Annotated in this window: 18 protein-coding genes; 8 read left to right on the top strand and 10 right to left on the bottom strand. The window is 57.6% G+C overall.

The features are described 5' to 3' along the window. The first annotated feature begins 33 nt into the window (after window positions 1-33). From G518_RS0130745 to G518_RS0130735, 3 genes are read left to right on the top strand one after another with little or no spacing between them, the layout of a single operon-like run. Window positions 34-1,017, top strand: coding sequence for a branched-chain amino acid ABC transporter permease (locus G518_RS0130745; protein WP_028605743.1), 984 nt, complete (start codon window positions 34-36; stop codon window positions 1,015-1,017). 34 nt (window positions 1,018-1,051) lie between these two features. After that, entirely contained in the window at window positions 1,052-2,125 is a 1,074-nt protein-coding gene (locus G518_RS0130740) for a branched-chain amino acid ABC transporter permease (protein WP_028605742.1), read from the top strand. A gap of 39 nt (window positions 2,126-2,164) precedes the next feature. Continuing rightward, a complete protein-coding gene (locus G518_RS0130735; RefSeq protein WP_036596627.1) occupies window positions 2,165-3,046 on the top strand; it encodes an alpha/beta fold hydrolase in 882 nt (293 codons plus the stop codon). A 35-nt stretch (window positions 3,047-3,081) separates the two neighbouring features. On the opposite strand, the gene hemH is transcribed toward G518_RS0130735, so the two are convergent. Beyond that, window positions 3,082-4,089, bottom strand: coding sequence for a ferrochelatase (gene hemH, locus G518_RS37775; protein ID WP_036596758.1), 1,008 nt, complete (start codon window positions 4,087-4,089; stop codon window positions 3,082-3,084). Between the two features lie 84 nt (window positions 4,090-4,173). Between hemH and ribD the strand changes: the two genes are divergently transcribed. Next, a complete protein-coding gene (gene ribD, locus G518_RS0130725; RefSeq protein ID WP_036596625.1) occupies window positions 4,174-5,295 on the top strand; it encodes a bifunctional diaminohydroxyphosphoribosylaminopyrimidine deaminase/5-amino-6-(5-phosphoribosylamino)uracil reductase RibD in 1,122 nt (373 codons plus the stop codon). Between the two features lie 48 nt (window positions 5,296-5,343). On the opposite strand, the gene G518_RS0130720 is transcribed toward ribD, so the two are convergent. The 4 genes from G518_RS0130720 to G518_RS0130705 are packed head-to-tail and all read right to left on the bottom strand — an operon-like array spanning window position 5,344 to window position 9,028. Beyond that, a complete protein-coding gene (locus G518_RS0130720; protein WP_028605739.1) occupies window positions 5,344-6,060 on the bottom strand; it encodes an ABC transporter ATP-binding protein in 717 nt (238 codons plus the stop codon). A gap of 54 nt (window positions 6,061-6,114) precedes the next feature. Then, window positions 6,115-6,888: an ABC transporter ATP-binding protein gene (locus tag G518_RS0130715; protein WP_028605738.1), complete on the bottom strand. Its 774-nt coding sequence runs from the start codon at window positions 6,886-6,888 to the stop codon at window positions 6,115-6,117. 5 nt (window positions 6,889-6,893) lie between these two features. Beyond that, window positions 6,894-8,087 (bottom strand): ABC transporter permease subunit, encoded by a 1,194-nt coding sequence (locus G518_RS0130710; protein WP_028605737.1) that lies wholly within the window; start codon window positions 8,085-8,087, stop codon window positions 6,894-6,896. A gap of 11 nt (window positions 8,088-8,098) precedes the next feature. Next, window positions 8,099-9,028: a branched-chain amino acid ABC transporter permease gene (locus G518_RS0130705; RefSeq protein ID WP_028605736.1), complete on the bottom strand. Its 930-nt coding sequence runs from the start codon at window positions 9,026-9,028 to the stop codon at window positions 8,099-8,101. A gap of 318 nt (window positions 9,029-9,346) precedes the next feature. Here G518_RS0130705 and G518_RS38950 point away from each other — a divergent pair, with 318 nt between their 5' ends. After that, entirely contained in the window at window positions 9,347-10,402 is a 1,056-nt protein-coding gene (locus G518_RS38950; protein ID WP_028605735.1) for an AraC family transcriptional regulator, read from the top strand. Here the strand turns inward: G518_RS38950 and G518_RS0130695 are convergent. The 5 genes from G518_RS0130695 to G518_RS40560 form a co-directional block, all read right to left on the bottom strand. Next, on the bottom strand, window positions 10,371-10,691 hold the full coding sequence (locus tag G518_RS0130695; protein ID WP_028605734.1) for a type II toxin-antitoxin system RelE/ParE family toxin: 321 nt from the start codon (window positions 10,689-10,691) through the stop codon (window positions 10,371-10,373). The two genes, G518_RS38950 and G518_RS0130695, sit on opposite strands and share 32 nt — an antisense overlap. Then, complete coding sequence (locus G518_RS0130690) at window positions 10,688-10,954, bottom strand: YlcI/YnfO family protein (protein ID WP_028605733.1); 267 nt, start codon at window positions 10,952-10,954, stop codon at window positions 10,688-10,690. The genes G518_RS0130695 and G518_RS0130690 overlap by 4 nt, the downstream gene beginning before the upstream one ends. A gap of 95 nt (window positions 10,955-11,049) precedes the next feature. Further along, on the bottom strand, window positions 11,050-13,248 hold the full coding sequence (locus tag G518_RS0130685; protein ID WP_051237583.1) for a hypothetical protein: 2,199 nt from the start codon (window positions 13,246-13,248) through the stop codon (window positions 11,050-11,052). Between the two features lie 152 nt (window positions 13,249-13,400). Further along, on the bottom strand, window positions 13,401-14,708 hold the full coding sequence (locus G518_RS0130680; protein ID WP_028605731.1) for a replication-associated recombination protein A: 1,308 nt from the start codon (window positions 14,706-14,708) through the stop codon (window positions 13,401-13,403). A gap of 322 nt (window positions 14,709-15,030) precedes the next feature. Beyond that, window positions 15,031-15,918 (bottom strand): hypothetical protein, encoded by an 888-nt coding sequence (locus G518_RS40560; RefSeq protein WP_028605730.1) that lies wholly within the window; start codon window positions 15,916-15,918, stop codon window positions 15,031-15,033. A 496-nt stretch (window positions 15,919-16,414) separates the two neighbouring features. Here G518_RS40560 and G518_RS0130670 point away from each other — a divergent pair, with 496 nt between their 5' ends. From G518_RS0130670 to G518_RS0130660, 3 genes are all read left to right on the top strand, one after another. After that, window positions 16,415-18,595 (top strand): sensor histidine kinase, encoded by a 2,181-nt coding sequence (locus G518_RS0130670; RefSeq protein ID WP_028605729.1) that lies wholly within the window; start codon window positions 16,415-16,417, stop codon window positions 18,593-18,595. After that, complete coding sequence (locus G518_RS0130665) at window positions 18,592-19,236, top strand: response regulator (protein WP_028605728.1); 645 nt, start codon at window positions 18,592-18,594, stop codon at window positions 19,234-19,236. The genes G518_RS0130670 and G518_RS0130665 overlap by 4 nt, the downstream gene beginning before the upstream one ends. 125 nt (window positions 19,237-19,361) lie before the next feature. Further along, the gene (locus G518_RS0130660; RefSeq protein WP_028605727.1) at window positions 19,362-19,991 is read left to right on the top strand and encodes a Crp/Fnr family transcriptional regulator; all 630 of its coding nucleotides are present in this window, start codon (window positions 19,362-19,364) and stop codon (window positions 19,989-19,991) included. The last annotated feature ends 25 nt before the right edge of the window (window positions 19,992-20,016 follow it).

Below are 20,016 nucleotides of genomic sequence, written 5' to 3'. Positions count from 1 at the left end.
CCCCGTATCGACGCCATTTCAAGGAGGCCTTGTATGAACATGCGTGATGTCGATTTCAAACCCTTGCTGCTGGTTCCCGTGCTGATGGTGCTGGCCCTGCCGTTGATAGGCTCCCCTTCCACCTGGCTCACACTTACCGTGGCGGGCTTGGCGATGGGCATGATCATTTTCATCATCGCCTCCGGCCTCACGCTGGTTTTCGGCTTGATGGACGTGCTTAACTTCGGCCATGGCGTGTTCATCGCACTGGGGGCTTTCGTGGCGACCAGCGTGCTCGGGCTGATGGGCGACTGGACAGGCTCCGGCGACATCTGGCGCAATCTGATGGCGGTGCTGCCAGCCATGGTGGTAGCCATGCTGGTGGCAGGCGCCCTTGGCCTGGCTTTCGAGCGTTTCATTGTGCGGCCGGTCTATGGGCAACACCTGAAGCAAATCCTGATCACCATGGGCGGCATGATCATCGGCGAAGAGCTGATCAAAGTTATCTGGGGACCGCAGCAGATACCACTGCCTCTTCCCACTGGCATGCAAGGTTCATGGTTGATCGGTGAAGCTGCAGTGGAGAAGTACCGCGTAGTGGCTGTGATCGTGGGCTTGGTGGTTTTCTCTCTGCTGGCCTGGACGCTCTCCCGCACCAAAGTGGGCCTGCTCATTCGCGCCGGTGTGCAAGACCGCGAAATGGTGGAGTCTCTTGGCTACAGGATCAAGCGCTTGTTCGTGGGCGTATTCGTGGCTGGCAGCGCGTTGGCGGGCCTGGGTGGTGTGATGTGGGGCCTTTACCAACAGAACGTGACACCGCAGATGGGCGCACAGGTGAATGTGCTGATCTTCATCGTCATCATCATTGGCGGCCTGGGCTCTACAGGGGGCGCCTTGATTGGCGCGCTGATGGTGGGGTTGATGGCCAACTACACCGGATTCCTGGCACCCAAGGTAGCCCTGTTTTCCAATATCGCGCTGATGGTGGGCATTTTGCTGTGGCGCCCCCAGGGCGTCTACCCGGTGACGAACCGATGAACTCTTCGCAACCTACTCACCAGGACACCACGCCATGCTGAGCCGCCTGCTCTCCCACGATCTGCCGCGCAGCAAGCTGCTCGCCCTGATTCTTATCGCCATTACGCTGGGTCTGGCCTTGGCGCCTTTCATTTTCCCCGGCGTGAAGGCTCTCAATGTCGCGGCGAAGATTCTCGTGTTCATCGTACTGGTGGTCGCGTTCGATCTGCTGCTCGGCTATACGGGTATCGTCAGCTTCGCGCACACGATGTTCTTTGGTATTGGTGCCTACGGCATCGCTATTGCCACCACGCGCCTGGGTCCCACTTGGGGAGCCCTCGCTGTGGGCGTAGGCGGTGCACTATTGCTTTCGCTGTTGCTGTCGCTTGCGGTGGGCTTGTTCTCGCTCAGGGTGCGGGCGATCTTCTTTGCCATGATCACGCTAGCCGTGGCCGCTGCTTTCCAGACACTGGCCTCTCAGCTCTCGGAGTTCACCGGCGGCGAAGATGGCCTCACCTTCAAGGTTCCGGAGCTGCTATCACCCGCCTTCGAATTCAGCGAAGAGCCGTTCATGGGTGCCTCACTCGATGGCAGGCTGCTCTGCTACTACCTGCTGTTCGTCGCGTGCGTAGTGCTGGTGCTGGTGATGCTGCGCATCGTCAACTCACCATTCGGGCGGGTGCTCCAAGCCATTCGTGAAAACGAGTTCCGCGCAGAGGCCATCGGATACCGCGTGGTGGTCTACCGCACGCTCTCTTCTGTGCTCTCTGCCTTGTTCGCCACGCTCGCCGGCTGCATGCTCGCACTCTGGCTGCGCTACAACGGGCCAGACACTTCGCTCAGCTTCGAGATCATGATGGACGTGCTGCTGATTGTGGTCATCGGTGGCATGGGTACGGTCTACGGGGCCGTGATTGGCTCAGTGCTGTTCGTGGTGGCGCAAAGCTACCTGCAGGATTTACTGCGCCTGGGAGGTGAGGCTGCGGCGGGCATTCCGCTGCTGCCCGCCCTGCTCTCGCCCGATCGCTGGCTGCTCTGGATGGGCCTGCTCTTCGTGCTTTCGGTGTACTACTTCCCCACCGGCGTAGTAGGCAGGCTGCGTGCCCGCGCCAGCCTTCGTAAGACTTAAAAGCAGTCATTGAACACTTGTGATCGCCCCGAAATTCCCATGAAATTCTCTTCCGAATATCTGAATTGTGCTGGCCGTGAAATCCATTTCACAGACTGGCAACCCGTTGGCAGCGCACGCGGCACCGTGGTCGCATGGCATGGATTGGCGCGCACCGGTCGAGACATGGACGAACTCGCGGAGCATCTCTCAGCGCGAGGGTTTCGAGTCATTTGCCCAGACACCATTGGCCGCGGCTTGTCGCAGTGGGCGTCGAACCCGAAAGACGAGTACTGCCTGGCCTTTTACGCCCGCATCGCTCGCGAGCTGCTCGTGCAACTGGGTATTGAGCGGTGCCATTGGGTGGGCACCTCCATGGGAGGCGCCATAGGCACGGTGGGCGCATCAGGCTTCTTTGAACCACTGCTGAAGGAACGCATCCAAAGCTTGGTACTCAACGACAACGCGCCTCAATTGGCGCAATCTGCCATTGAGCGTATCAAGCAGTACGCGGGAAATCCGCCCCAGTTTTCCACCATGGCAGATTTGGAGGCGTTCTTCAGAGCCGCCTACAAGCCCTACGGATTTCTGACCGACACGCAGTGGCGCCGTTTGACAGAGACCTCCGTAAGGCGAATGGCCGATGGTCGCGTCGCACCGCACTACGATCCGGCCATAACCGGCCAGTTTGACCATCACCCTGACGACTATCTGATCTGGCCGCACTACGATGCGCTGCAACTGCCGGTGCTGCTGTTGCGGGGTGTCGATTCTGATTTGGTTCTGCGTGAAACTGCTGATCAGATGGCTCGGCGCGGGCCTGGGTCACGTGGTCAACTGGAGGCGGTTGAGGTGCCGAATTGCGGCCATGCGCCAGCGCTGAATGTGCCGGCACAGCTCGAATTGGTGAGCGGCTTTATCGAACGACTCAGAGCGCCTTAACGCCCGTTGCACGGCGCCTCAAAACACCGCAGGTCTTAGAGCTTTTCCTGAACCAGCTCAGCGAGCGCTACTATCCATGCCGAGTTATCGTTGAGGCAAGGAATGTAATGAAACTCCTGCCCGCCGGCCTCCAGGAAGGTCTCTTTGCCTTCAATGGCGATTTCCTCAAGGGTTTCCAGGCAATCGCTCACGAAGCCAGGACACACCACATCCACCCGCGCAACGCCTTCCTGCGCCAGTCTGTGCAGGGTTTTGTCTGTGTAGGGTTCCAGCCACTTGGCTTTACCGAAACGTGATTGAAAGCAGACCACAAATTCGTCGCTTTTCAACGCCAACCGCTCAGCCAGGAGGCGTGCCGTTTCCAGGCACTCAGCCTGATACGGATCACCCAGCTTGATGGAGCGCTCAGGTATGCCGTGAAAGCTCATCACCAGTTTGTTGGGCCGGCCATGGCTCATCCAGTGGTTGCTCACCTGGCGGGCGAGTGCACGGATATAGCCCGGGTCATCGTGAAAACGGTTGATAAAGTGAAGTTCCGGCACATGCCGCACACGGCTCGACCAACTGCACACGGCATCAATGACACTGCCGGTGGTGGAGCCGGCATACTGGGGATAGAGCGGCACGACCAGCACGCGTGTGCAACCCTCGGCCTTCAGCTCGTCCAGCATGGAAGCCATGGAAGGATTGCCATAACGCATGGCGTGCCGCACGGTGACACGGTGACCACGTTCGCCAAGGTAGCCCCGAAGCATCACAGCCTGCTTGGCTGTCCATACGGCCAGTGGGGAGCCTTCTGGAGTCCATACCTTGCGGTACTTTTCAGCCGATTTGGAAGGCCGCGTGCGCAAAATCACGCCATGAAGTATGGGCTTCCACACCAGAGGCGGGATTTCGACTACACGGGGGTCGCTCAGGAATTCAGCGAGGTAGCGCCGCACTGCGGAAGAGGTGGGCTCATCGGGGGTACCGAGGTTGCAAAGCAGCACTCCGGTGTGCGGCGCCTGCGCGTTGCTGACCGCAGGTTCTGGTTTAAAAAGCATCCCCTATTGTCCTCTATGCCGTAACCTCGGCCACGGTACGTTACCTCGTGCTACTATTTTTGATTATTCGGAGGATTCAAGCCCATGCAAGCTGACGCATCATCTGTGGATGCCCCTATGGTTCAGGCGCTGGAACTGGCAAGGCGCGCACGGCTGGATTGCCCCCCAAACCCTGCGGTGGGTTGCGTGCTGGTAGGCCCCGACGGTGCGGTGTTGGGGCAAGGATTTACACAGCCCGTCGGTCAGGCGCATGCGGAAGTCATGGCGCTGCGCGACGCGGCAGCTAAAGGCCACGCGGTGGCTGGATCCACGGCCTACGTGACGTTGGAGCCTTGCTCCCACCATGGCCGTACCGGGCCTTGTTGTGAGGCACTGATCTCTGCGGGTGTGAAGCGCGTAGTCGCTTCCCTGCAAGATCCCAATCCCAAGGTGGGAGGCAACGGCTTTGCGCGCTTGCGCGCAGCGGGGGTGGAAGTCGAAGTGGGACCGGGCGCGCTCGAGGCGCGCGAGATGAACATCGGGTTTTTCAGCCGTATGGTGCGCGGTATTCCATGGGTCCGCATGAAGGCAGCCACCTCGCTAGACGGCCGAACCGCGTTGCCGAACAAACGCAGCCAATGGATCACTTCTGCGGCGGCACGTGAAGATGGGCACCTCTGGCGAGCACGCGCTTGCGCCATCTTGACAGGCATCGGCACCGTGCTGGAAGACGACCCCCGACTGGACGCCCGGGTTCCAGGCGTTACCCGGCAACCGGCCTTGGTTATCGTAGACAGTCGCCTTGAAACACCCCCTGCCGCACGGCTATGGAGTGTGGCTGAGCGGCGCATCTTGATTTACACCGCCAGCCAGGATTCCGCCCGCCAGGAAGCTCTGATCAAGCTGGGCGCGCAAGTGATCGTGCTGCCGAACCAAGGCGGCAAGGTAGATCTGGCCGCGGTGCTACGCGATCTAGGACGTCGTGAAGTCAACGAGCTGCACGTGGAGGCAGGCTACAAACTCAACGGATCACTATTGCGCGAGGGGCAGGTAGACGAGCTTTTGATCTACCAGGCTCCGCTGTTACTGGGCGACGGTGCGGGCATCGCAGCCCTTGGTCCATTCACCGAGCTGACACAGGGCGTGGCACTGGAATGGGTGGAAGCTAGCCGCGTGGGAGCGGATATGCGCTTTCGCACCCGGGTGGCAGGACGCGAGCAGTTTTGAGCAAAGCCATCAAACGTCTTCATAGCCCATGATGAACACGCCCTAGTGCTATTCCCCTAGATACGCCGCCCGGACTTTCGGGTCATTCAAAAGATCTTTGCCCAGACCAGTGGTGTTGATCAAGCCTGATTCCATGACGTAGCCACGATCTGCCAGCGCCAGTGCCCGGCTGGCGTTCTGCTCCACCAGCAAGATGGTCACGCCTTGGGCGTAGACATCACGAACCACCTCAAACACCTTATCTACCATGATGGGAGACAGGCCCATGGAAGGCTCGTCAAGCAGCAGCAGCTTGGGCCGGCTCATCAATGCACGGCCCATGGCCAGCATCTGCTGTTCACCGCCGGACATGGTGCCCGCCAGTTGATCCTTGCGCTCGCGCAGACGAGGGAAGATGGTGAAAATCTTCTCAACATCCGATGCAATGCCGGCTTTGTCATCCCGTATGTAGGCGCCCATCATCAGGTTCTCTGTGATGCTCATGCGTGTGAACACACCGCGCCCCTCCGGCACCATGGCCAAGCCTTCCTTGACCAGATCCCAAGGGCCTCGGCCCTTGATGCTTTTGCCCATGTATTCGATATCGCCGGCATTGAGCGGCAGTGTACCCGTGATGGCCTTCATGGTGGTGGTCTTGCCGGCGCCATTGGAGCCGATCAACGAAACCAATTCGCCTTCGCGCACCTCGAAATCCACGCCTTTTACAGCCTGAATGCCGCCATACGCCACCTTCAGGCCAGACACTTTGAGTAAAGTTTGTGCCATATCAGGAATCCAATCTAGAAGTGCCGCCCGCAGGCCCAGGAACAGGTCTTTTCATCAATGGCTTTCCGTGCCCAGGTACGCTTCAATTACTTTTTCGTTTTTCTGCACTTCCTGCGGCGTGCCCTCTGCAATGCACTTACCGTAGTCGAGCACCGTGACACGGTTGCACAGTCCCATGACGAGCTTGACGTCGTGCTCGATCAACAAAATGGTGCGGTTGTCCTTGCGGATGCGATCAATCAATTCGCGCAGCATCACTTTCTCTGTGGCGTTCATCCCGGCTGCAGGTTCGTCTAGCGCGATGAGCTGTGGATCAGTCGCCAATGCGCGGGCGATCTCCAGCCTTCGCTGGTCGCCGTAGGAAAGGGTGCGCGATTTGTAGTCGGCGTATTTCGAGATGCCCACGTAATCAAGCAACTCCCGTGCGCGCCGTTCAATGGCTGCTTCTTCAGCCTTGAAACCACTGGTACGGAATATGGCTCCCATCAGACCGGAACGCGTGCGCACGTGCCTGCCGACCATGACGTTTTCAAGGGCTGTCATTTCCGAGAACAACCGGATATTTTGAAATGTTCGCGCAATGCCAGCCTTGGCCACCTGATGCACCGCACTGGGCTTATAGGGCTTTCCGGCCAGCTCGAAGCTGCCGCTGTCAGGGGTATAAAGCCCCGTGAGCACATTAAAGAAGGTGGTCTTGCCGGCGCCATTGGGGCCGATCAAACCGTAGATTTGGCCACGTTCGATGGTGATGCCCACATCAGACAACGCTTGCAGGCCTCCAAAACGCTTGGAAACGCCCTGTACTTTGAGAACAATATCGGTACTCATAATCTTTACGGATTGACAGGGAATTGCCGGTTTTCAACATTTCCAGGCACCGCGTCCCCCGGAAACTCGATACCGGGCGGGTCTTGCTGTGCGGAAGTCGGCTGCACCATGCCGCCATCAGAAGGCGTTTTGCGCGCCTTGCCATGCTCGGGCGTAGGCCACAGGCCACGTGGGCGCAGCAGCATGATGATGATCATGGCCAAGGCAATCAGGAGTTGGCGCAAGATGGACGCATCGAGCCGGCCATCGGTCATACCTTGCAAAGGCCCTGCCACATACCGCAACACCTCTGGAAGCGCAGCCAGTAGCAAAGCCCCCAAAACCACACCCGGCAGATGGCCCAGCCCGCCCAGTACCACCATGGCGACGATCATCACGGATTCCATCAGGCTGAATGACTCAGGCGAAACGAAGCCCTGGAACGCTGCGAACATGGCACCCGAAACGCCTCCGAACGACGCCCCCATACCAAAGGCCAGTAGCTTCAGATTTCGCGTATTCAGGCCCATGGCCTTGGCCGCGATCTCATCTTCCCGGATAGCCATCCAGGCGCGTCCAATACGCGAGTCCTGAAGGCGTGAGCAAATGATGATGGTGAGGATCACCAGCACCAGGAAGAGGTAGTAGTACAGCGTGACCGAGGCGATCTCGAAGCCACCAATGGTGAGAGGTTTGCCCAGATCCAGCCCGAAGAACTTCACTGAATCTATCTGGCTCACCCCCTTGGGACCATTGGTAATGTTGTAGGGATGATCCAGGTTGTTTAGAAAGATACGGATGATCTCGCCAAAGCCCAGCGTGACAATGGCCAGGTAATCACCACGCAGCTTCAGCACCGGCACACCCAGCAGAACCCCCACCCCGGCGGCCAGCACCAGCGCCAACGGAATCACCATCCATAAGGAGGTGTGGAAGCCATTGGGAAACATGGCGGCGATCACTGGAAACGTGGAGGTCAGATGGGGTGACGCCAGCAGCGCATAGAGATACGCGCCAACCGCAAAGAAAGCCACATACCCCAGATCCAGCAGGCCGGCGTAGCCCACCACAATGTTCAAGCCCAGCGCCAGCATCACGTAGAGCAATGCCAGATCCAGGATACGCACCCAGGCATTACCAAACTGCTGCAAGAAAAGCGGCAGAATGAGGATGCCGATTCCGCAGAGGACAAAGACAATGATCTTGTTCTTTTGTGTCATGGCAGCCCCCGTCACGCTCTATCGGCCACACGCTCACCAAGCAGCCCGGAGGGACGCAAGGTCAGAATGATGATCAGCACGATGAACGCGAAAATGTCGGTGTAGTGGCTCCCCAGCAGACCACCCGTGAGCACCCCAAGGTAGCCCGAACCGATGGCCTCGATCAGACCCAGGAGCAGGCCACCGATGACCGCACCCGCCAGATTGCCAATGCCTCCAAACACTGCAGCGGTAAAGGCTTTCAGCCCTGGCAGGAAACCCATGGTGTGCTGTACTGTGCCGTAGTTAGAGGCGTACATTACCCCTGCAATCGCCGCCAATATGGCGCCAATGATGAAGGTGGCCGAAATCACCATATCAGGCTTGACGCCCATCAACCCCGCCACGCGGGGGTTCTCCGCCGTAGCCCGCATGGCCCGGCCCAGCTTGGTGTAGTGAACCACCCACATCAGTATGGCAAGCGAGACTGCGGTCACGCTCAATACCATGATCTGGGTCCAGGTAATAACCGCTCCTCCAATCAGGAAAGGCTCGCTCGGCAGCAGCGTAGGAAACGGCTTGTAATTGGGCTTCCAGATGATCATGGCCAGCGTTTGCAGCAGGATCGACATTCCGATAGCCGTGATCAGCGGGGCCAGCCTGGGGCTATTTCGCAGCCGCCTATAGGCGATTTTCTCTATGACGAAATTGAGCGTAGCCGCCACCGCACAAGCGATCAGCAAAGCCAGGAGGAGCATCACCCAGCCAGGAGCACCGGACATGTGAGACTGCATGATGCCAATGGAGGTCCATGCAGTGAGCGCTCCTATCATGAGGACCTCGCCGTGCGCGAAGTTGATGAGCTGGATGATGCCATACACCATGGTGTAGCCCAGCGCTATCAAGGCGTACATGCTACCCAGAACCAGACCGTTGATGATCTGCTGAAGCAATATATCCATGAAGGTCTTTCTTATGTGCCGCCGAGATCGCCGGGGCCTGTTTCGTTTTCGATCATGTGGCCTAGCTACCTTGTGGGCAGCGCCACTTACTCACTCAAGGACACCTCGGCACCCTTCACAAAAAAATTCTAGCTGAGAGGATTTGAGAGAGAGTGCTCAAATAGCCGCATATCGCGAGGGTTTTCCCTTGCGATTGCAAAATATCTTTCTCGAATTGGAACGCTCTGGCTGCAATCGCTACTTATAGGTATCAGGCAATCGCAGCGATGCACCCTTTTGGAGCTATCGCTTGTACTTAGCTCAATGCTTGCAAATACCATGCCTCGTCATACCATCGGCGTCATGCCCGCATCTTCCCCTCCACCATGCATACTGGAATGCATCTCTTCTCACGACGTGGAGCCGGATGTGCGCTTTGACGCGTGGCGCGAACGTGCGCACCAGTGGGTGGAAATGCTGCCCCCCTCTCCTGATGTAGCGCTGGATGCAGAGTTGCGCATGCTGCGCGGCCCCAACGGCATTTTTGGCTCCATGCGCTCTTCTGCCTATGAAATGCGTGCAGCACCGGATCGTCTCTCGCATGCACCAGATATGGTCATACTCACACTGGTCCAAGGAGGGGAAGTGTTGCGAGATGGCGCGGCGGGAGAACAACAACGCATCGGCCCTGGTAGCCTGGGACTTTATGACCCCCGCAAGATGGGCAGCTATCGCTGGGATCACAACTCCCGTGAGGCATTCCTTGCCCTCCCCCGCAGCGAAGTCATTGCAGCATTGGGGTGTGATCCCAATCCCCTGCCAATCGGCTTAGAGCGCGGCACGCTGGCCCCAGCCCTTACCAGCCAGTTCAACCATCTCACGGCTTTGATGCGCCAACCGCAAGGCCTGGACAACAATGAGTTCGCGGACCTGCTGGAAAACACCCGGTCCTTGGCCTTATTGATGCTTCGCAACCTTGGCCGGCACGGAATGAAATCTGATGATTTCGATTCCGAGTGGAACCTGGATGCAGGCAGGCACACCGCAGCACTGCGCTTCATGGAGCAGCAAGCACACCGGCATGATTTGGATGTTGCCGCCGTAGCCCAGGGGGCGAATTGCTCCCGCACGCGTCTGTATGCGGCATTCGCTTCGCGAAACGAAACTGTAATGGGTACCTTGAGGGAATTGCGCCTTCAGCGCGCCAAGGGCCTGATCGAGCAGACCGACCGCCTGCATGTGGGATCTCTGGCGTGGCGCTGCGGCTTCGCCGATCAATCGGGTTTCAGCAAGCTGTTTCGGAGGCGGTTCGGAATGTTGCCTTCAGAGTGGCATCAGCGAGCTCGGACCAGTTCGGCGTCTCCTAGTGGAAATCGCTTTCCCGTTGATGCCTGATCGCACCAATGATCACAGTGGATGCGTCGTGTATCTCAAAAAGAGCCACATACCCGGATCCGCCGAAAGTAATGATCAACTCCCTGATGAATGAGCTAGGCCCGGCTTTGCGGCAGCTGAACGGGCTGTGCTGCAGAAAGCTGCAGGCTTGCCGTATCGATTCAATGGCTCGGGCGGGGATGCCCAGGTCTCCAGTGGGACTTCCCAGCTCACGCGCGAGGATGTGATCGAACTGACGTTCCAAATCTTCAGCCGCCTCTTGGCTGAAGATCACCTGATACTGACTCATGCACGCAGCTTCGCTGCGGCTAGTTTGGCTTCAAGCTTGGCAATAAGGTTCTCTGCAGTAATGCCGTCGCCTGCAGCCACGGTGTGCTCTATCGATGCAAGACCTCGGCGTGTGAATTCGACCTTCGCTTGTCTGCGGCTCACTTCATTGCGCACAGCAGTTTCGACCAGGGATGCCAAGCTCTCGTTGTGCTCCAAAGAAAGCTCCATCTCCTGACGCAACGCAGGCTCAACGCGGACAGGAGGAATGGTGGCGGATTTCATTGCAAAATTGTATTGCATTTGTGATTCAAACGCAGGAGCGACCCGTCCGCCCCCTGGTTCGATTTAACCGGCCATCTCCTTCTACCTGCCTGGCTTTAGAGCGCGTAACCTACCGGTACAGGGAAGCTCAGGTAATTCTTGGTGAGCTGCTTTTCCCGCTGCTGATTCGGGTTGGCGTTCACACACCAATCATGTGACTTGGCGTGCGTTTCTCCCTTGCTGTTCGTCACCGAGCAAGTTTGCGGGTCTTGCTTGTCAAAAATGCTCGGTTTGTTGGAGGGGCAAGCCGAGACAGGCATGCTCTGCGTACATGCTGCGAATTTTTCCTTGACGATGAACGTGTAGACATTGTCATCAACGTCTGTGAAGCGCACCTTGACCGGATAGGACTCTACCGAACCGACTTTGAAACCGGCGATCTGGCTATTGCCTGGCATGAAAACATCTTGCTTGTCATCGAGGCAGTTAGGGTCCGATGCACTCTGATTCAGCGAACAAACACCATATTTTTTGATCAGCGGTTTGTTGGCACGGCCATCAAGGATCGCTGGCACACCAATCGCCACGGAAAACCCATCCGCATCATTGAACTGCTTCTGGTTTTCCAGGCCCCTGGGTCCGCCCACGGTGAAGACCAACCCATCGCCCAACTCACTCATGAAACCAACGGCATCATCCACAGAGAATCCGTAGGCATTCATCTGGAGGCCATCATGTATCAGCTTGACGTAGGGGTTGAACGTTAATTTTGGATTCGCAATGACTTCAGCTTGCTGGTAGTTGTATTGCATATCATTAATATACATGGACTGCAATTTCGAATGATCCCAGCCTGGAATACTGGTGCCCGCTAATGCATTGAGATTGGCATTGCAACCCTCATTGAAGGGCACCCATCCATAAATATGCATCATGGCTTCCCAATAATTGAAACTGGGCTTAACCGGAGTTTTACTTTTACATTGGCCGTCAGCTGTAATTTTCAGGTAGTTCTTATGATTTTCCATGAAGAACTGCTTGATGGCAGTCATCTTGTCCTTCATTTCCTGAGGGCAGACCACCTGTTCGGTGACATAGCCGCTGATGTTCTCGCCATCCCAGCTGACACACGATCCCCACAGGTTCTGAATGCGCTGGACAGCCTCGCCATAGCGAAGTGATTTCTTCTCCGCATCAGTGCATTGCCCCTGCATGCAGGACCACACCGTGAGTACAGGAGGGTTCGTGCCTGATGGCTTGACTGGCACATCATCGTCAGGATGAAGTGTCCCGGTTCTCTGGGCAAATATGTTGTAACCCCCCGGTAGTTTCACCTTATGCAGGTTGTAAACCGGCCATCCTTGACCGAGTGCGGGGGAAGCAGAGCCATTCACACCCAGGAATTCTTCCAGCTTGCTCCTGAACTGAGCTGCTGGCTGGACTGAGCCGCTATAACCAATGTAGGGATTGCCTCTTGGTGCAATAGCTACAGGCATGTAGACATGGTCCACGTAAGAAATGTTATACCCTACGTTTTCCGGTTTCAATAAGCGAGTCGATTGTCCTGCGGTCAAAATAGAATCACCGAATGTGAATTCCGAGAGTTGACCATATATATTTTCTGGAAATTGATTCGTGCTGGAGTAAGTGGTTAAATCACACCCCACGCCCTCCCCATAACAGCTCACGCTTGCAGGCGTATCGACCTTCGTATCATCCTTATTTCGCAACTGATCATTTTTATCAGCCAGCATCATGCGGCCGCCATTCCACCAGGTAATGTAGTTACCTGCGGAGATCTCGCTATACAAAGGCAGTGTGATGGTTGCAGAGGATCCCGGCGGAATTCCTTTGCCTTCATTAACATAAAGTTTATAGACGAGTTTCGTAGGATACGGTTCAGTGGTTCGCAGGCACGCCTGAACCCATTCGTTCACTTCATTGGAGCTCGTCGCCACGACTGGGTAAATCGTCTCGATGTCTGAGTTATTGTTAATGGTGATGGTCTTGGGGTTCACCATCATGGGGTTGCCGTCATAGTCCTTGCAGGCCACGGCCTGCGAGCCAGCACCGGGCCCGCTGCCAACACCGCCACTGGCTGCCCAATAAACCCAACCCTGGCCTTCGACCCAGCTATATCCGGAGGTTCCACCTGGGGCGACCCATCCAACCCCTTCCACCCAGTCCATGCCCTTCCACGGTGGGTCATCCTCGCCGCCGCAGGCAACCAGGGTGAATGCAACCACCAATGCCATGCCGGTGCGCAACAAAGAACTCGGAAAACGGCTTTTTCCTGATGGATACGAAACACTCATGGAAGTCTCCTACGCTAATTGTTCTTAATGTACGTAAGCACCAGGGATTTCGTAAGCCCCGGGTGGTGAGGAGGCGTCCCAAGTTGCGGTGATACGTTCCACTTACCCGCGCTGGTGTTTTTTGGCGGTCAAGGCGAGCATGAGGGATTCGTTTAGTCTTCGCGCGCTTGCTCGTCCCACTTCTTCAAGGTCGCGAGCTTTTCGCCAATCTTCGCCTCCAGCCCCCTGGGCACCGGTTGGTACCAACCAGGTTCCTCTATGCCGTCAGGCAGGTATGTTTCACCAGCAGCATAAGCGTTAGGTTCATCATGAGCATACCGATACTCATGGCCGTATCCCAACTCCTTCATCAACTTCGTTGGAGCATTTCGCAGGTGAACAGGGACCTCACGGCTCTTGTCCTGCTTCACGAAGGCTTTGGCTTGGTTGTAGGCGTTGTACCCAGCATTGCTCTTCGCAGCAACAGCGAGGTAGATCACAGCCTGCCCCAAAGCCAACTCACCTTCAGGACTTCCAAGTCGCTCATAGGTCAAGGCAGCATCGTTAGCTATTTGCATGGCCCTTGGATCGGCGAGCCCAATGTCTTCCCAAGCCATGCGAACGATGCGCCGTGCCAGATACCTTGCGTCGGCCCCACCGTCCAACATGCGGGTGAGCCAGTAGAGGGCAGCGTCTGGGTGTGATCCCCGCACGGACTTGTGTAGAGCCGAAATCTGGTCGTAGAAATTGTCCCCGCCCTTGTCAAAACGTCGACTGTTCAAGGTCAAAGCGTTCTGCAAGAATTCGGCAGTGATCTCCGTGATACCTGAAGCTTTCGCTGCTGTGCTTGTCTGTTCCAGCAGGTTCAAGAACCTTCTTGCATCACCGTCTGCATAGCCGACCAAAGTATCAACGGCTAGGTCTTCAAACTGAAGATCACCAAGGGCATGTTCTTCCGTAGCCCTCTTGAGCAAAAGCTTCAATTCTTCATCCGTCAGCGACTTCAGAACATAAACCTGAGCACGCGACAGCAGCGCAGAATTGACCTCAAAAGAAGGGTTCTCAGTGGTCGCTCCAATAAAGGTGAACAACCCGGACTCCACATGAGGCAACAGAGCATCTTGTTGAGACTTGTTGAACCTGTGGATTTCGTCCACGAACAAGATGGTGTTCTTGCCTTGGGCGAGATATTGCCTCGCCTGTTCCATGGCTTCTCTGATGTCTTTGACACCAGACAAGACAGCCGACAAGGCGATGAATTCACACTTGAAGGCGGTGGCCGTGAGCCGTGCCAGGGTGGTCTTGCCCACACCTGGAGGGCCCCAGAAGATCATGGAGTGGGCCTTTCCCGACAGGAAGGCCAGCCGAAGCGGCTTCCCCTCCCCCAGCAGATGCGACTGGCCAATGACTTCGTCCAGGGTCTTGGGGCGAAGGGCTTCAGCGAGAGGGGCGGTAGGCTCCTGTGCAAACAGATCAGGCATGCCCGATATTAGCTGGCCCGCACTCCCATCGACCGCCCGCGACACAATGACCGTAACGGGTTGACTCGCTCTCGAGTCCCATCCCCCGCTGCTCAGTAGAGGTCTTCCCTGGGACCGCCAAGCCAAAGCCTGGCGATCCCAGATCGACACTCCACCTCGCAAAACCCAAATGAAGAACGCCGACTTGAATTTGAGGTTTCCACACTTGCATTATTGAAAACCACTGCCTGCAATGCCATACGCCGATTGGCTAAGGGCCAGACGGCGGTACGAGGCTGCAGGTGGGCGTCAATTCGGCCTGCACCCGCTTGAACACAGCACTTTAGTTATACGTGTAAGTCACGCTGTAGGGGACCGTCATGGAGATGGGCGAAGTGATCGTCATGGTCGCGCTCACCTGGCCAACGTTTCCGCTGAACGAACAGCTGTTGATGGTGATGCTGCCGGCGCCGCCACTATTCACCTGGCTCAGCGACACATTGCTGGCGGGATCATTCACCCAACCGCAAAATTCGGCCTGCGAGGATGGCTTAGGCACATTGGCAATACTGATTGGCGCCATGCTCATACCGCTTGCGGTGACATTCAGCGTCAGGGTGTAGTTGCCACCTGGGCCAGGAATGTCGGTGCTTGGGCCGTTGACGATTGTGGAATAGTTATTGGCCAGCGAGATGCGGAAGCTTTCAGGCACCACAAAGCTGCCGGACGCAGCCGAGGACAAGAGCCCAGAGTAATCGATGCCGGTTTGTGACAAGGCAAGGCGGAAAGCTTGCAGTATGTCGTGCAGCTTGTCCTTGGCTACCGGAGTGAACTGAGCGGTGAGCGGATCGAGACTCTTGAGCGCATCAAGCCCCAAGCCGGTACGCAGAGCAACCAGCGCTTTTTCAAGCGCAGCCGGCGTCAGCCCGGATAGATCGGACGGGCCATTGCCGCTCCACCAGACGGCTGGGAGTTTCCCCGAGGCGCTCGCCACCATAAGGTCGGTCAGGGGCGTGATGTTGATGTTGTCGAACGCCAGAACGGCTGAATGGTAGGACTGCCCGGTCGACAAACTGCCGCCGGTGATCTTGACAGCGCAGGGAAGCGACTGGCCTGTAGTGTCGATCTGCCACGCGCCTGCCGCCGACGTCACGGTACTCAACGCAACGGACGCTCCTTGGCAGAGTAACTCTACCTTGCCGCCTGCAATCGGCGTATCAATCGCGGCCATACCCTTCAGGGCTGACGGCGTAGGCGTCGTAGGCGTCGTAGGCGTCGTAGGCGTCGTGGGAGTCGTGGGAGTCGTGGGAGTCGTGGGAGTCGTAGGAGTCGTAGGAGTCGTAGGAGTCGTAGGAGTCGTAGGAGTCGTAGGGGTCGTAGGGGTCGTAGGGGTCGTCGTCTCGGAATCACCGTCGCCGCCACAGGCAGTCACGCCAACAACCAAGGCTAGCACCGCCAGCCAACGTAATGGGGATGTAGGACCAAGATTAAAACGAAGTGAAGCTCTCATCATGAATGCACCTTTTTTACTCAACATGTATCGATACGTGTATTCTTGGAAGTCTCGCCACGCCCCGCAATCCCGCGTACGCGGGATTGCGTCAGTCTGCGAATGTGTAGAAGATAGTTTTTTGTATCTAAATATTTCTTTAACAGAAAATTCAATCTGCATCCGCTATCCATCAAAGCCAGATAGCCAACAAGCGCCACTTCCGAAGCCCCGTTAGATGCAAGCAGCAGCTCCGAGCTCACCCTCGACAAGTCAACCGCCTTCCCTTTGGCTTTTTGCAGCGCTGGCGTATTGCCTGGTGGCCATGGCGCTCGCGGTGGGGCTGTCCTTGAAGGCACCTTCCATGGGATTGCGGTTGGCAGCGGGGCCTGGCGACATAGTGACCATTGCAGACAGCCAAATTGAACCCATTCCGGTTGGGGCGCGGCTGATCTCCATCGCCTCGCCAGCGCGCAGTGCTCTTGCACTCAACGCCGAGGACGTGATGGAGGAGCCGGACATGCTGCCTACTTACGACCGCCTGGACACCTTCCTTTCCCGCCAGGACACCATGGCCGGGATATTGACCGGCCCTACCGTAGAGTTGCAGTGGCAATCCTCACCAAAAGCCACTCCACAAACTACAGTGATCAAGCCACGTCAACGGGGCTTGAGCGATCTACCCTTGCTGTTCTGGTTTCAGATAGCGGTCTCGATCGCTGGCTGCTTGATCGCATGCTGGGTCTGGGTGCTGCGACCTCAAGACTGGGGAGCGCGCATGTTTGGAATCACAGGACTCGCGTTTCCAGTCTTTGTCATGCCAGCCGCTATCTACAGCACGCGAGAGTTAGCACTGCCGGGCTCGTTGTTCCAATGGCTCAGCCAGATGAACTACATCGGCACGGCCCAATTCGGTGTCGCACTAGGGTGCATTTTTCTCCTGCATCCCAAGCCCCTGGTGCGCCCCGTGCACATTGTTTGGCCATTTGTGGTGTTCAATCTGTGGTGTCTGGCTGACTTCCTGCGGTTGACACCCAGCCCTCATTGGGGTCGCCACGCGGCGATCATCGCCATGCTGCTGCAAGCCCTCACTCTGGCAGCCCTGCAGTGGCATGGAAACCGGGGGAATGCGCTGGCCCGCGCCAGCCTGCGCTGGCTCAGTCTTTCACTGCTTGCCGGCAGTGGGCTTTTTATCTTGCTCATCATCGCCACGGCAGTTTTGGGATGGCTTGCTCCGCTTCCTCAGGGCTATGCATTCGGGTTCTTTCTGCTCATCTACGTGGGCATCGCGCTCGGCCTGCGCCGCTATCGTCTATTCGATCTCGACGAATGGGCCTGGCGCATGCTGCTATGGATAGGCGGCGCATTGGCGGTGGTGGGTGTCGACGCTCTGCTCATCGTGTTGCTCGATTGGTCTGCAGGCACTGCATTGGGTGCGTCGCTCTGGATTTGCGGTGCGCTGTACTTTCCTGCGCGGCAATGGTTGTGGCAACGGGTCACTCACCGCCCGGCTCTCCAGGTACAAGAGCTGATGCCGGATGTGGTGCGCATCGCATTCCAACCTTCTCGTCCCACACAGGAAACGCTGTGGGACGATCTTCTGCGCCGTATTCATGACCCCATGCAATTGGAAAGCAGTGATTTCACGGGCAAGCAAGCCACACTGAACAACACAGGCCTCACTCTTGAAGTGCCCGCCTGCGGTGGCATCGCCGCCAGGCGCTTGAGCTACGCCTCCCGGGGACAACGCCTGTTTTCCTCAAAAGATGCCGGCTTTTTGAATGGCTTGTGCCAACTGATGGACCAGGCGCAAACCAGCAGGGACGCTTATGAGCGCGGGGCCAGCGAGGAACGACGCCGCATTGCGCGAGACATGCACGACGACGTAGGCGCGCGCCTGCTCATGCTGATCCATCGCGCCGGGTCCCCAGAATTGGCGGAGCTCGCACGCGCCGCCATGCATGATCTGCGTACAGCTTTGCACGTCATGGATGCCCAGGACACGCCCCTGGCTGATGCCATCGCCGATTGGCGCGCCGAGGCCGGCGCGCGCTGTGAGGCAGCCCAGGTAGCGTTAATCTGGAGCGCAGATTTGGGTCATGCCCTTCCTACCCTGCCTTCGCGCCAGAAGGCAGTGATTGAGCGTGCACTGCGCGAAGGACTGACCAACGCATTGCGCCACGCGCGACCGAACCATATTGAAATTGCCATCGCCCTGATATCGAACGAGTTGAGCCTGACCCTGCGTAACGACGGCGCAGTAGGTGAACCAAGCCGCTGGGTTGAAGGCCGTGGGCTACAGGGCATGCGCCATCGATTGCAGGCCTATGGTGGTGAGCTCCACACTGGAACTTCGGTGCAGGGCCAGGCCGAACTAATGGTTCGGATGCCCCTGCTACTCGCGCAGGAGCATTCATGAGGCAGGCACTACTCGTAGACGATTTACCTGATGCACTCGCCATCGTCGAAGCCGCCACTCAGACGGCCTTTGAAGGTGTCCGTTGCGCCACGGCTCGCAGCGTGCGCGAGGCCTTGGCTTTGATCGAGACACAGCCATTCGAGCTGGCACTGGTGGATTTGTCTCTAGGCGATGGGCATGGCCGCGACGTCATTCTCCAGCTGGCCCAACGCCAACCCGCATGCGCCATCGTGGTCTCCACCATTCACGACGATGACGAGAACCTTTTTCAGGCACTGCAGGCCGGGGCGCAAGGATATCTGCTCAAGGACCACCCGATCCCCTGGTTGGCTTCACAGTTGAGGGGCATTGTGCAGGGCCAACCACCACTATCGCCGGCCATCGCGCGGCGACTGCTGCGCCACTTTCAGCTGCCCCACGCTCTTGCACAGCCTGCTGTTGCCGGAGAGGAGGAACTCAGTGCCAGGGAGCGCGAGGTTTTGGGATTGTTGGCCCAGGGCGTGCGTATCGCGGACATCGGGGAAATGCTGGGCATATCCCGGCATACAGTGGGCGATCACGTCAAGAACATCTACCGCAAGCTCAATATCAGCAGCCGCGCGGAAGCAGCCCTGCGGGCACGAGGCATGGGGCTGGCCTGAAAACGCGTTCAAAGAGTCGGTTCAACGCTCACATTTGAAGCCTTGCCAGCGGATCAAGGCAAACATCATTGTTCGAGTTGATATGAATCAATGCCGCCAACCGCTTCGCGCGTCAAAGTCGGGGCATGCTGAACCTAAGGTCTTTTGACTGGCCGGGTGAAACCTGCACACTACCGGCGGGCACCCAGCTGATGCGACGTGCGGACGCCACGTCGGAAGTGCTCTATCTTGCTACCGGTCGCGTTGCGCTGGGCATGGTGGATGGAGATGCCTTGGCGCATCGAATGGGCATGGTGGAGGGGCCATCGTGGCTCAATGCCAGTTGCGCCGTACTCGGTCTTGCGCCCATGGCTGACGCCGTGGCCGAAACCAGCGTACAAGTGCAACGCGTGCCACTGAAATCTTTCGAAGCCGGTCTGGCAGAGCTTCCCCCCGCTGCGTTGACCGTGCTGCGTGATGTGTCACTCGCGCATCGGCAGCAAGCTGAACTCGTCATCAGCCGCCTGGCCAAAGACGCCGAAGCTCGTTGCGCCGAATGGCTGTTGCGCCATGCGGAACCCACTGCGGGCGCTCCCGACAAGCTCGCCGTGCTGCTACGCCAGCGCAAGTGCACTATTGCGGCGCAACTTGGAATTGCCCCTGAAACGCTTTCGCGCGTATTGCGCCATCTGCGCGAGCGCCACCTCATCAGCGGATCGGGGCGTGTACTGGATCTTTTAGACCTGAATGGGTTGCGCGCGCTGGCTGGTCCCTGATCCTCTCCAGGAGAATATCGGACTT

The sequence above is a fragment of the Ottowia thiooxydans DSM 14619 genome, from assembly GCF_000422885.1.
Classification (GTDB): Bacteria; Pseudomonadota; Gammaproteobacteria; order Burkholderiales; family Burkholderiaceae_C; genus Ottowia; species Ottowia thiooxydans.
The sequence above is the reverse complement of the archived record's forward strand: the minus strand, read 5'-3'. Positions and strand labels throughout refer to the sequence as shown.